The following is a 12,947-nucleotide window of genomic DNA, read 5'->3' as shown; positions in this document are numbered from 1 at the left end:
GTTGCGCCCCCTTCTCCAGACGATCTACCGAGCAAGTCCCCCTATCGGCTTTCCTTCGATCGCATTAAGGGTTACTGCCCGCAATGGACGATCGACTCCACCCGATGCGCCCAGCCACACCCACGGTCGGTGGGCGCGGAACCCGGGTGGACTTCGCGCCCTCACCCGATCCAGGACTGGGGTTCGCCGCACGGGCGTCCGATGACCTTGGGGCGGCCCCTGCCGACCGGACCGACCACGGTGTGGGACGCACCGCGTGACGTGCCCGACTTTGTCGGCTTCCGACGAAGACCGGAGCTGTGACCGCCGGTTAACCTCCGGGACGAAGTCGATCCTCTGGAGGTCCCCAAGTGTCCGTCCTCGCCGTTCCCGGCCGTCGCGCGGTGCTCGCCGACCTGGTCCCGGGCGCGCTCGCGCGCGACATCGCCCTGGTCGTGGCGGGCGCCGGCCTGACCGGCCTGGCCGCCCAGGTGGCGCTGCCGGTGCCGGGCAGCCCCGTGCCGATCACCGGTCAGACGTTCGCCGCCCTGCTGGTCGGCGCGGCCCTGGGCTGGCGGCGCGGCGGCGCGTCGATGGCGCTGTACCTGGTCGCGGGCGTCGCCGGCGTGCCGTGGTTCCAGGGCGCCTCCTCGGGCATGCCCGCCTCCCTCGGTTACGTCGTCGGCTTCGTGCTCGCGGGCGCGCTGGTCGGCCACCTCGCGGCGCGCGGCGGCGACCGGACCCCGCTGCGGACCGTCGGCACGATGGCCCTGGGCAACCTCGCGATCTACGCGTGCGGCGTGCCGTGGCTGATGGCCGCCGCCGGCGTCGGCTTCGGCAAGGCGCTCCAGCTCGGCGTGACCCCGTTCCTGCTGGGCGACGTGCTCAAGATCGCCCTGGCCGCCGGCCTGCTGCCCGCCGCGTGGGCGCTGGTGAAGCTGGTCAAGCGCACGTGAACGACGCGCACTTAAGGGCGCTGGACGAGTCGGCCCCCGGCCTGGTGGCCGCCGCGCACGTGGTGGGTTCCGCCGCGCTCGACGACCACCAGCCGGGCTCCGACCTCGACCTCGTGGTCGAGCTGTCCCGCCCGCCGACACCCGCCGACCTGGCCGCGCTGGCCGCCGCGCAGACCCTCGACCTCGATGTCGTCTACCTCGTCGACGGCGAGCCCGGGCCGTGGGCGCGCGACGGCGAGTTCCGCGTCTCCGGCGGCGAGGTCACGCCCGTGCTGCTGCTCCAGCTCAACGAGCACTCGACCACGCTGCGCGGCGCGCGGCCGTCGTTCGAGGTGACCCGCGCCGAGGTCGAGGACTACTGCCGGCGCAACCTCGTCGAGTACTGGCAGCCGCTGGTGGAGCTGGCCGCCGCGGCGACCGGACCGGGCTTCCCGCAGGGCGTGCTGTGGATCGCGTTCGGCCCGGCGCGGCAGTGGCACACCATCCGCACCGGGGGGATCGTGTCCAAGTCCCGGGCGGGCGAGCTGGCCGCCGCGCACTGGCCGGACCTGGCCGGGGAACTGCTCGACCTGGTCGCGGCGCGGCGGGGCGCGGACGTCGAGCTGACCGCCGCGCACCGGGAGGCGGCCGTGGAACTGGGCAGGCGGGTGCTCGCCGAGGTCTGACGGTGCCGGCGGGTACGGTCTTCGCCGTGCCCGCCACCGCCTCCATCCCCGACACCCGCACCCTGCTCTCCGTGGCCGTGGAGGCCGTGGGCGGGGCCGAGCGACCAGGCCAGGTCGACATGGCCGAGGCCGTCGAGCGCGCGATCCGGACCGGCGAGCACCTGGCCGTGCAGGCGGGCACCGGCACCGGCAAGTCCCTGGCCTACCTCGTGCCGTCGCTGCGGCACGCCGTGGCCGAGGAGTCCACGGTCGTCATCTCCACCGCCACGATCGCGCTCCAGCGGCAGCTGGTGGACCGCGACCTGCCGAGGCTCGCGAAGGCGTTGAAGAAGGAACTGGGCCGCGAGCCGCGCTTCGCGATCCTCAAGGGGCGCCGCAACTACCTGTGCATGCACCGCCTGCACACCGGCGCGCCCGAGGAACCCGAGGAAGCGGCCCTGTTCGACCCGTTCGCGGTGTCCAAGATGGGCCGCGAGGTGAAGCGGCTGCACGAGTGGTCCTCCGACACCGAGACCGGTGACCGCGACGAGCTGGTGCCGGGCGTCACCGAGCAGGCGTGGCGGCAGGTGTCGGTGACCGCGCGCGAGTGCCTGGGCGTGGCCAAGTGCCCGATCGGCACGGACTGCTTCGCGGAGAAGGCGCGGGCCGAGGCGGGCCGGGCGGACGTCGTCGTCACCAACCACGCGATGCTGGCCGTGGACGCCCTGGAGGGCTACCAGGTGCTGCCCGACCACGACGTGGTGGTGATCGACGAGGCGCACGACCTGGTCGACCGGGTCACCTCGGTCGCGACCGAGGAGCTGAGCGGGGCGCTGGTGGCCACCGCCGCCCGCCGCTGCGGCCGGCTGATCGACCAGTCCGTGGCCGACCGGATGGCGGAGGCGTCCGACGGGCTCGCCATGATCCTGGAGGACGTGCCGCCGGGCAGGCTGGACTCGCTGCCGCAGGCGCTGGCGGGCGCGCTGCGCGCCACCAAGGACGCCGCGCACGCGTGCATCACGTCGCTGGGGCCGGAGCGCAAGGAGGACCCGGAGGGTGCGACGGCGCGCAAGCTCGCGCTGTCCCTGCTCGACGAGGTGCACGACTGCGCGGCGCGCGTGCTGGGGGCGTTCGACGACGACCACGACGTGGTCTGGGTGTCGGGCGACTTCGCCGACCGCGGCAAGGCGCCGTCGCTGCGGGTCGCGCCGCTGGGCGTCGGCGGGCTGCTGCGGGAGCGGCTGTTCGGCAAGCGCACGACCGTGCTGACGTCGGCGACGCTCACCCTCGGCGGCACGTTCGACACGCTGGCCCGGCAGTGGGGGCTGCCCGCCTCGTCGCAGGCGGTGAAGGCCGGGGGCACGGCGACCGACAAGGAGCCGCCGTCCGACCTGGGCGCGGTGAAGTGGACGGGCCTGGACGTGGGCTCGCCGTTCGAGCACGGCAGCAGCGGCATCCTCTACGTCGCCCGCCACCTGCCGCCGCCGGGCCGCGACGGGCTGCCCCCGGCGTACGTGGACGAGATCGAGGGCCTGGTCAACGCCGCGGGCGGGCGCACGCTGGGCCTGTTCTCGTCGATGCGCGCGGCGAAGGCGGCGGCGGAGGCGTTGCGCGGCAAGCTGTCCTACCCGGTGCTGTGCCAGGGCGACGACTCGACCGGCCAACTGGTGAAGCGGTTCTCGGAGAGCTCGGAGACGTGCCTGTTCGGCACGCTGTCGCTGTGGCAGGGCGTGGACGTGCCCGGTCCGGCGCTCCAGCTCGTGATCATGGACCGCATCCCGTTCCCCCGCCCGGACGACCCGCTGGCCTCCGCGCGGCAGAAGGCCGTGGAATCGCGCGGCGGCAACGGTTTCCTCACCGTGGCCGCCACGCACGCCGCCCTGCTGCTGGCGCAGGGCGCGGGCCGCCTGCTGCGCTCGATGAGCGACAAGGGCGTGGTGGCCGTCCTGGACCCGCGCCTGGCGACCGCCCGCTACGGCGGTTTCCTGCGCGCCTCGCTGCCCCCGTTCTGGACCACCTACGACCCGGAGGTCGTGCGGGCGGCGCTCAAGCGCCTGGACGCCGCGAACCCGTAGCGGTCGGCGGGCGCGGGTCACGGGTCGCGGGTCCCGTCGTCGGTGGCGGTCGTCGGTCCGGTGCCCGGCACGGGGACGTGGCGACGGCGCGGGCCGGTCCGGAGCAGCAGGACCGGGGTGGCCAGCAGCAGCGCGCCGGCCACCCCGATCGCGGCGCGCGGACCGGTGGCGACGGCCAGCACGCCCCACAGGGCGATCAGCGCGGCGGTCACCGCCTTGGCGCTCACCGACCACGCCGACAGCACGCGGGCGACCCGGTCCGCCGGGACCCGTTCGAGCCGCAGGGCGGCGAACACCGGGTTGAACACGCCCATGCACGTGATCAGGGCGAACTCGACGGCGATCACGAGCAGCAGCCCGGTCGCGCCGGGGCGGACGAACACCAGGCCGGGCACCCAGCAGGCGCGCAGCGTCCCGGCGACGACCAGCACCCGACGCCGCCCGAACCGCGCGACGAGCGGGCCGGCCAGCCGCGCGCCGAGCAGGCCGCCGGTGCACGGCAGGGCGAACGCCAGGCCGTACTGCCAGGGCGCGAAGCCGAGGTCGCCGAGCAGCAGGACGGCCAACAGCGGCGAGGTCGTCATGATCAGGGCGTTGACCAGGACGGTGTTCGCGAACAGCGGGCGCAGGACGGGGTCGGCCAGCACGTGCCGCCACCCGGCGGTCAGGTCGCGCGACCGCGTCGCGCCGGTGCGCGGTCCGCCGGTGGGGACGGTGCCCGGCGCACCGACCCGCGCCGGGCGCGGTTCGGGCGCCCGGATCGCCCGCACGCCGAGCGCGGACAGCAGGTAGCTGACCGCGTCGACGGCCACCGTCACCACCGGGCCGAACAGCCCGACGACGACCCCGCCGAGCGGCGGTCCCAGCGCGGTCGTGGTCCAGCCCGTCGACTCGAACCGCGAGGTGGCGGCCAGCAGGTCCGCCGGTCGCACGAGCGCCTTCAGGCACGCGCCGGCGGCGGCCTGGAAGGTGGTGTCGGCCGCCGCGACGACGACCGACACGGCGAGCAGGTGCGGGAAACCGAGCCGGTCGAGCGCGAACGCCACGGGCACGCTCGCCATCGCCGCGCACCGCAACAGGTCCGCGCCGATCATCACCGACCGCTTGCGACGGGACTCCACCCACGGGCCGAGCGGCGCCGCCACGACCGCGCCCACCGCCAGGCCCACCGCCGCGAGCGCCGAGACCTCGGCGGTGCCCGCGTGCAGCACGAGGACCGCGATCAGGGCGAACGCGTCGAACGCGAGCCGCGTGCCGAACGCGCTGACCGCGTACGCCGACCACAACCACCCGAAGTCCCGCCCCAGCGCCACGTCCGCTCCCCTCCTCCGACGGGAGGCAGCACACAGGCCGGCGCGGTGGCGGGGCAAACAACCGGACGCGCGGCGAGCCACAACGGCGCGTTGTGCCACTAGGGTCGCCGCCGTGGACCTCGACGCCGTGCGCACGTTCGTCGCGGCGGCGGACGCGGGCCGGTTCCAGGACGCGGCCGTCGACCTGTCGGTCACCCAGCAGGCCGTGTCCAAGCGCGTCGCCGCCCTGGAGGGCCGCCTGGGCGTGCGGCTGTTCACCCGGACCCCGCGCGGGGTCGTGCCCACCGCCGCCGGGCGGGCCTTCCTCCCCCGCGCCCGCGACCTGCTGCGCGCCGCGGACCTCGCGGTGGCGTCGGTGCGGACCGATCGGCGTCCGCTGCGCGTGGACGTGGTCGGCAGGCACCTGGCCCCGGCCGCCCTGCTGCGCGACTTCCACCGCACCCACCCCGAGGTCGAACTGGACGTGGTGACCCACTTCCGCGACGCGGGCGCGGCCCTGTCCGGCCTGCGGGCCGGCGCGGTGGACGCGTCGTTCCGCGCGCTGCTCCCGGCCGCTCCCCTGCCAGCCGGGCTGACCTCGGTCCGCGTCCTGGACGAGCCGTTGCAGCTGGTCACCGGCCCAGCGCACGTGTTCGCCGACGCGGGGTCGGTCGCGCTCGCGGACCTCGCGAGGCACCGCATCCGGATGCCCGCCCTCGCGGGGGGCGGCGAGTGGACGGCCTACTACGGCGACCTCGCCGCCGGGTTCGGCCTGACCCTGGAGGCGACCGGCCCGAACTTCGGCGTCGGTCCGCTGCTGGACGTGGTCGCGGGCTCACCGGCGACGGCGACGCTCGTCGGCGAGCGGACCCGGCTGGCCTGGCCGGCCCACCACGACCTGCGGCGCGTCGACCTGCGCGACCCGACGCCGGTGTACCCGCACTCGCTGGTGTGGCGGCGCGACGACCCGCACCCCGGTCTGGCCGCGCTGCGCGACCACGTCGGCCGGCCCGGTCCGCGAGCGGGCGGCGGGCCCACCTGGTCGCCTGCGGGATGACGTCACACGACCGGTCAGCCGTCGACGAGGAGGCCCCGCAGCGGCCCTTGGAGGCGGCCCGCGCGGCGTGACACGCCGGGCAGGGCGGTCACCCGGTGCTCGCCGTCCGACTCCAGGACCTCGCGCCACAGCCCGTCGACGACCTCGTGCGCCGGGCCGGAGACGTCCTCCACCGGGCGCTGGAGGTGCTCGGACCACAGCCGCAGGCGGGTGTCGCGGGCCACGGCGGCGTCGTCGGTCACGACGTTGACCTCGGTGTCGTTGAACAGCGAGTGCTCGTTGAGGTTGGCCGACCCGAGGCTGAGCCAGCGGTCGTCCACGATGGCCAGCTTGGCGTGCACGTACACCGAGCACGAGGTCCCGCCGTCGTGCGAGGTGAGCGTGCCCGCGACCAGCCGCCGCCCGCCGTCGTCGGCGTCGAGCAGGCGGCCGAGCTGGCCGCGGGTGGTGTCCGCGCCGTTGCTGGGTTTGCGCGGCAGCACGAGGACGACCCGGAAGTCGGGGTGCGGCGGGTTCGCCAGCTTCTCGATCAGCACCTCGGTGACCTCGGGCGACCAGAGGAACTGGTTCTCCAGGTACACCAGGCGCTCGGCGGACCGCAGCGCGCGCAGGTAGGAGTCGAGCAGGCTGAACTCGCCCTTGGCCGCGAAGTCGTAGGTGCGCTCCGGGATGGTGCGCACGAGCTGCGCGGACGACGTGCCCGCCGGTTCCGGCACGGACGGCTCGGGCAGCTCCTCCCCGGCGATCTCCTGCCACCGGGAGCGGAAGTGGTCGGCGACGTCCGCGACGACCGGGCCGCGCAGCCGGGTGCCCAGGTCGTGCCAGCCGATGGGGTCGCGGGCGGGGTGCCGGGACGTGTCGTGGCGGTCGCCCTCGATCGCGGTGAGGTCCATGCCGCCGACGAACGCCACCTCGTCGTCCACCACCACGATCTTCTCGTGGTGGCAGTGCAGCGTGCGCTCCCGCGCGTCGATCACGCACGACACGGCGCTGTCGCGGGTGAACTCGGCCTGGTGGGCGAGGACCCGCTTGCGGGTGGGCTGGAACATCGGCACCGGCGGCCCCGCCCACAGCAGCAGCCGCACCGGCACGCGGGTCGCCACCGAGGCGAGCAGGTCGCGCAGCGTCGGCGAGCCCTCCTCGCGGGTCAACCGGAAGTCGGGGCTGGTGCACCAGCCCGCGATGTGCACGAACCGCTCCGCCGACGTGATCGCCTCGGCGATGGCCGGGAGCACCTCGTGCCCGTCGACCAGCACCTCGACCCGGTTGCCGGTCCGCACCGGCCGGTGGGGCGTCCACCAGCCGTCACCGGAGGTCACGTCCCAGCCCAGCTTGCGCAGCCTCCGCGAGTGGTGCGCGCACAGCAGGGTCTCCAGCCCGTCGCCGAGCTTCTCGTCCACAACATCCAGCAGGCCCACGTCACCCATGGTTGCCGCAATGCGGACGAACGAAACACCTACGTGCGGTTGACCGCCACGGTGGCGGTGCCGGGAGCGACCTCCGTGTACCCCGCGTCACGGACGAGCACCACGTCCGGACGGGCCACCAGGGCGTCCCAGTCCGCGGCGGACGGCGTGCGCACGGCGCACCGGTACTCCAGCCCCGCCCACTCCTCCAGCTCGACCGGCGACAGGTGCGGCGCGAGGAGCATCGAGGCGTGCCCGACCTGCGCCGCGGCCTTCCCGGCCGTCATCGCCACCCGCGGGTTCAGCCACAGCTCGTGCGCGCCGGGCGGCACCGGCCCCGGCTCGTCGGCGGGCAGCTCGCTGCCGGAGATCTGCAACCGGCTCAGCTCCCGGGGCAGCTCGGACACCTTCCCCGGTACGAACGCCCGCACCTGCGCGCCGCCCACGGTGACCGTCACGCCGGGCAGCGCCAGCACGGCCTCCCAGTGCGCGCCCCGCGCCCGCCGCGACACCTTCCGGATGCGCCCGCGCACCCACGCCACCAGCTCGTCGTGCCACTCGCCGCCGGGCGCGGCGCGCTCGTCCAGGCACACCGCGACCGCCGCCGCGGCGGCGGCCTCCAGCACCTCGGTCCGCGACGGCGGGTCGGCCTTCTCGATCCGCAGCACGACCGGCATGGCCCGCACCGCGGCCGGGTCCTCCTCGTCGGTGGCGTGGTGCCGGTCGACGAGCATGCGCAGGACGTCGTTCACAGCCGGTTCAGCCCCAGCCCGTCCGCCGCGTCCGCGGCCTCCACCTCGGCCCTGGTGACGCCGAGGACGAACAGCACCGCGTCCAGGAAGGGGTGCGACAGCGCGGTGTCGGCGACCTCCCGCAGCGCGGGCTTGGCGTTGAACGCGATGCCCAGCCCGGCCGCGCCGAGCATGTCGATGTCGTTCGCGCCATCGCCGACGGCCACGGTCTGCGCCAGCGGGATGCCCTGCCGCTCGGCGAACCTCCGCAGCGCCACCGCCTTGCCCGCCCGGTCCACGACCTCGCCCACGACCCGCCCGGTGAGCTTGCCGTCGACGACCTCCAGCTCGTTGGCCGCGCAGAAGTCCAGGTCCAGCTCCTCCACGAGGCTCCGGATGACCCGGGTGAACCCGCCGGACACCACGCCGCAGGTGAAGCCGAGCCTCTTGAGCGTCCGCACGGTCGTGCGCGCGCCCGGCGTCAGCTCCAGCGACGCCGCCACCTCGTCCAGCACCGACTCGTCGAGGCCCTCCAGCAGCGCCACCCGGCGCCGCAGCGACTCCGTGAAGTCCAGCTCACCGCGCATCGCGGCCTCGGTGATCTCCTTGACCTGCGGTTCCACCCCGACGTGCGCGGCGAGCATCTCGATCACCTCGCCCTGGATGAGCGTGGAGTCGACGTCGAACACGACCAGCCGCTTCGCCCGCCGGGTCAGGCCCGCCCGCTCCACGGCGACGTCCAGCCCGTTGCGCGACGACACCTCGGCCAGCGCCGAGCGCAGGTCCGCGTCGCTCTCCTCGGTGTCGTGCGCCACCGACACGCGCAGCTCCAGGCCGGTCACCGGGTAGTCCGCGACGCCGCGGATGGCGTCGATGTTCACGCCGAGCGCCGCGAGGCGCCGCGCCACCCCGGTGAACGCGCGCGCCGTCACCGGCCGGCCGATCACGATGACCACGTGGCTCGACTCCAGCCTGGCGGTGCGCTTCGAATCGGCGCCGACCTCCACCTCCACCTGCATGGACACCGTCGCCATGGCCTGCTCGACGGCCTCCTGGAGGCCCTCCGGGTCGCGGTCGGCGGCGACGAGCACCCCGAGCACCAGCCGGCCGCGGATGACGACCTGCTCGACGTCGAGGATCTCCACGCCGTGCCGGGTGAGCACCGCGAACAGCACCGAGGACACCCCCGGCTTGTCCGGTCCGGTGACCGTGATCAGGACGGGCGTGGCGCTGGGCTTGGTCACGACGGCTCCTATGCCTGTGCCGGGACAGCGGTGGGCTGGGGCGGACAGCGGCGAGCCCCGGCGACCGGCGGCGGTCGTCGGGGCTCGTCGTCGAACCTGCGATCAGGTTACCGGTGGTCGCCCTCGGTGCCCTCGGACGCGGTGCCCGACTGGACCGCCTCGGCGGCCTTCTCGGACGGCGCCTTCGGGGCCTGCTCGTGCGAGATGGCCTTGCCGGTGAACGTCACGTGCGCCTCGTCGTGCAGGCGCTCGATCATGTGCGGGTAGTGCAGCTCGAACGCCGGGCGGGCCGAGCGGATGCGGGGCAGCTCGGTGAAGTTGTGCCGCGGCGGCGGGCAGGACGTCGCCCACTCCAGCGAGTTGCCGAAGCCCCACGGGTCGTCCACGTGCACGGTCTCGCCGTAGCGGTAGGACTTGAACACGTTCCAGATGAACGGCAGCGTCGAGGCGCCCAGGACGTACGCGCCGATCGTGGAGATCACGTTCAGCGTGGTGAAGCCGTCGGTCGCCAGGTAGTCGGCGTACCGGCGCGGCATGCCCTCGTTGCCCAGCCAGTGCTGCACCAGGAACGTGCCGTGGAAGCCGATGAACGTGGTCCAGAAGTGGAGCTTGCCCAGCGGCTCGTCCATCATCCGGCCGGTGAACTTCGGGAACCAGAAGTAGATGCCCGCGAAGGTGGCGAACACGATCGTGCCGTAGAGCACGTAGTGGAAGTGGGCGACCACGAAGTACGTGTCCGACACGTGGAAGTCGATCGCCGGCGCGGCCAGCAGGATGCCCGACAGACCACCGAAGAGGAACGTGACGATGAAGCCGATGCTGAACAGCATGGGCGTCTCGAACGTCAACTGCCCCTTCCACATCGTGCCGATCCAGTTGAAGAACTTGATGCCGGTCGGCACGGCGATGAGGAACGTCATGAACGCGAAGAACGGCAGCAGCACGGCGCCGGTGGCGTACATGTGGTGCGCCCACACGGCGACCGAGAGGGCCGCGATGCCGAGCGTCGCGTAGACCAGGCCGTTGTAGCCGAAGATCGGCTTGCGGCTGAACACCGGGAAGATCTCGGACACGATGCCGAAGAACGGCAGCGCGACGATGTAGACCTCGGGGTGGCCGAAGAACCAGAACAGGTGCTGCCACAGGATCACGCCGCCGTTGGCGGGGTCGAACACGTGGGCGCCCAGGTGGCGGTCGGCCAGCAGGCCCAGCAGCGCGGCGGTCAGGATCGGGAACGCCAGCAGCACGAGCACCGAGGTCACCAGGATGTTCCAGGTGAAGATCGGCATGCGGAACATGGTCATGCCGGGCGCCCGGAGGCAGACCACGGTGGTGATCATGTTGACCGCGCCGAGGATGGTGCCGAGACCACCGACGACCAGGCCGGAGATCCACAGGTCGGCGCCGGCGCCGGGCGAGTGGATGGCGTTCGACAGCGGCGTGTAGGCGAACCAGCCGAAGTCGGCCGCGCCGCCCGGCGTGATGAAGCCCGCCATGACGATCAGGCCGCCGAACAGGTACAGCCAGTACGAGAACGCGTTGAGCCGCGGGAACGCCACGTCGGGCGAGCCGATCTGGAGCGGCAGGATGAAGTTGGCGAAACCGAACACGATCGGGGTCGCGTAGAGCAGCAGCATCACCGTGCCGTGCATGGTGAACAGCTGGTTGTACTGCTCGGACGAGAGGAACTGCATGCCCGGTCGGGCCAGTTCGGTCCTCATCAGCATGGCCATCGCGCCGCCCACCATGAAGAAGGCGAACGAGGTGACCAGGTACATCAACCCGATCTGCTTGTGGTCCGTGGTGCGGAACATCCGCAGCAGGAACGAACCCTTGACCGCCTTGCGAGTCCCGAAGGGCCGCGTAGCGATCGGCTGCGGGGCTACGGCCGTCACGGTGCCTCCTGCACTGTCTGGTACTGGCTTGACCGGCAGGGAGCGCCACCGGCTCCCCGGATCGTAGACGGCTGCGTTCCGGGGGTCTCGGCTGGGCCGGCTGCTGGATCAAGCGAGGTAGCGCAGGTCACAAGCGTCGACCGCGCGGAGCGGGCACGCCGCGGTCGGGTCCGTCGGGTGCGGCGGACCCGGCCGCGGGTGCTCGAACGGGTCAGGGTCGGCGCGGGCGGGTGACGGCCAGCAGGGCCGTGCCCGCGCCGATCAGGACCAGGGACAGCAGCAGCGGGACGAACGGGTCCGCCCCCGTCCGGGCCAGGGCGCCGGACCGGTGGACCGCCGCCCGCGGGCCCGCCGGCGGCGCCTCGGCGACCGGGGCCGCCGCCGGCGTGGTGGCCAGGGCCGGCGTCGGAGGCGGTGACGGGGCCGGCGTCGCCTCGCGCGGGCCGGGCGTGGTGCCGCCGGCCGGTGAGCCGGGGCTGGTCACGGGTCTGTCGCCGGACACGACGGCGGTCGGCGGAGGCGGGGCCGGGACGTCCGGTTCCGCCGTGCCCGGGTCGGGGGGCCGCTCCGACACCTCGGCTCCCGGCTCGGCCGTCGGCAGGTCGGGACCGGGCTCGGGCGCGGGCAGCTCCGGGCCCGGCTCGGGCGTGGGGGTCGGGTCCTCGGACCGGACGGCGGACACCGGTGCGCCCGCCCCCGGGTCGGCCAGGGCGGCGGGGCCGCCGACCAGTCCGAGGGCGAGCAGGAGTGCCGTTCCGCTGAGGACGCGGGTTGTCAGGTGCATCGCACACGCTCCGCACGACTGGGTGAGCTGATCGGCGCGGGGAAACCGCTCCCGACCGTGCAATCGCTCGCCGCCGTCCGCGCGCTTCGATGTGCGACCGATTCGTTATGCGCGGTCAGGACCGGCGGCGGGACCGCAGCGTGAGCACGACCGCGAGACCGGCCGCGACCAGGGCGAGGCCCGAGATCAGGAGCCACGTGCCGTCGAAGCCGGTGGCGGCCAGCTCGTCGGGCGACTCACCGGGCACGACGGCCGGGGCGGGCGTGGTCGTGGTGGTGCCCGCGACGTCCGTGGTCGTGCCGGCCGCGGTGGTCGTGGTCGTCGTGGTGGTGGCGGTCGTGGAGCCGGCGGTCGTGGTCGTGGTCGTGGTGGTGGGGGCGGTGGTGGTCGTGGTGGTGGTCCGCTCGGACAGGCAGGCGAACCAGTGGCTGATCTCCGGCACGTTGCCACCGTTGTTCAGGGGCGCGTGCAGGTCGGCCCACGGCAGGTCGCCGAGGTCCGGGTAGACGTTGTAGTTGTCGCCGCCCTTCACCACCACGCCGGTGATGGTGAAGCCCTCGGGCAGGGCGATGACGTCGAGGTACGTCCCGTCGCTGGTGAACGTGCCGGCGGGCAGGGTGCCCTCGTCACCCGGCAGGCCCACGACCTCGCAGGCGTTCCCGGGCTGGCCGATGTCGACGTTGCCCACGTGGGCGGTCGCCCGGTCGTCCCCCGGCTGGGGCGGGGCCTGCTCGGGCGGGGTGGCGGCGGCGGTGCCGGTCGCCAGGGCCAGCAGGAGCGCTGCTCCGGTCAGGCTGCGGACGATCAGGTTCATGGTGCGCTCCGTGCGGTCGAGGGGCCGATCGGCGGACGGTACTGGACCGTCCGCCGAATCATCGCTCAGG

Annotated in this window: 11 protein-coding genes; 4 read left to right on the top strand and 7 right to left on the bottom strand. The window is 74.0% G+C overall.

What is annotated here, in order from left to right; all coding sequences use genetic code 11:
* Positions 1–350: 350 nt before the first annotated feature.
* The 3 genes from J2S66_RS34285 to J2S66_RS34275 are packed head-to-tail and all read left to right on the top strand — an operon-like array spanning position 351 to position 3,654.
* Entirely contained in the window at positions 351–935 is a 585-nt protein-coding gene (locus J2S66_RS34285; RefSeq protein WP_310313124.1) for a biotin transporter BioY, read from the top strand.
* Positions 932–1,600 (top strand): nucleotidyltransferase domain-containing protein, encoded by a 669-nt coding sequence (locus tag J2S66_RS34280; protein ID WP_310313121.1) that lies wholly within the window; start codon positions 932–934, stop codon positions 1,598–1,600. The genes J2S66_RS34285 and J2S66_RS34280 overlap by 4 nt, the downstream gene beginning before the upstream one ends.
* A gap of 26 nt (positions 1,601–1,626) precedes the next feature.
* Positions 1,627–3,654, top strand: a complete 2,028-nt coding sequence (locus J2S66_RS34275; protein ID WP_310315303.1) for an ATP-dependent DNA helicase — start codon at positions 1,627–1,629, stop codon at positions 3,652–3,654.
* Positions 3,655–3,671: 17 nt separating this feature from the next.
* Here the strand turns inward: J2S66_RS34275 and J2S66_RS34270 are convergent, their stop codons facing one another.
* The gene (locus J2S66_RS34270; protein WP_310313118.1) at positions 3,672–4,967 is read right to left on the bottom strand and encodes an MFS transporter; all 1,296 of its coding nucleotides are present in this window, start codon (positions 4,965–4,967) and stop codon (positions 3,672–3,674) included.
* A 112-nt stretch (positions 4,968–5,079) separates the two neighbouring features.
* On the opposite strand from J2S66_RS34270, the gene J2S66_RS34265 reads away from it, so the two are divergent.
* Positions 5,080–6,003 (top strand): LysR family transcriptional regulator, encoded by a 924-nt coding sequence (locus tag J2S66_RS34265; protein ID WP_310313115.1) that lies wholly within the window; start codon positions 5,080–5,082, stop codon positions 6,001–6,003.
* 14 nt (positions 6,004–6,017) lie between these two features.
* Here the strand turns inward: J2S66_RS34265 and J2S66_RS34260 are convergent, their stop codons facing one another.
* From J2S66_RS34260 to J2S66_RS34235, 6 genes are all read right to left on the bottom strand, one after another.
* Positions 6,018–7,430, bottom strand: coding sequence for a phospholipase D-like domain-containing protein (locus J2S66_RS34260; RefSeq protein ID WP_310313111.1), 1,413 nt, complete (start codon positions 7,428–7,430; stop codon positions 6,018–6,020).
* Positions 7,431–7,459: 29 nt separating this feature from the next.
* Positions 7,460–8,143 carry a peptidyl-tRNA hydrolase gene (locus tag J2S66_RS34255; protein ID WP_310315300.1) on the bottom strand — a complete coding sequence of 228 codons (684 nt, stop codon included), beginning with the start codon at positions 8,141–8,143 and terminating at the stop codon, positions 7,460–7,462.
* Positions 8,144–8,157: 14 nt separating this feature from the next.
* Positions 8,158–9,384: a phosphoserine phosphatase SerB gene (serB, locus tag J2S66_RS34250; protein WP_310313109.1), complete on the bottom strand. Its 1,227-nt coding sequence runs from the start codon at positions 9,382–9,384 to the stop codon at positions 8,158–8,160.
* A 107-nt stretch (positions 9,385–9,491) separates the two neighbouring features.
* Positions 9,492–11,279: an aa3-type cytochrome oxidase subunit I gene (ctaD, locus tag J2S66_RS34245; protein WP_310313106.1), complete on the bottom strand. Its 1,788-nt coding sequence runs from the start codon at positions 11,277–11,279 to the stop codon at positions 9,492–9,494.
* A 211-nt stretch (positions 11,280–11,490) separates the two neighbouring features.
* Complete coding sequence (locus tag J2S66_RS34240; RefSeq protein ID WP_310313103.1) at positions 11,491–12,063, bottom strand: hypothetical protein; 573 nt, start codon at positions 12,061–12,063, stop codon at positions 11,491–11,493.
* A 115-nt stretch (positions 12,064–12,178) separates the two neighbouring features.
* Positions 12,179–12,877, bottom strand: a complete 699-nt coding sequence (locus J2S66_RS34235; protein ID WP_310313100.1) for an LPXTG cell wall anchor domain-containing protein — start codon at positions 12,875–12,877, stop codon at positions 12,179–12,181.
* Between the last annotated feature and the right edge of the window lie 70 nt (positions 12,878–12,947).

Source organism: Saccharothrix longispora, from assembly GCF_031455225.1.
Taxonomy (GTDB): domain Bacteria; phylum Actinomycetota; class Actinomycetes; order Mycobacteriales; family Pseudonocardiaceae; genus Actinosynnema; species Actinosynnema longispora.
Note: the sequence above shows the minus strand (reverse complement) of the source record. Positions and strands in the feature narration are given on the sequence as shown.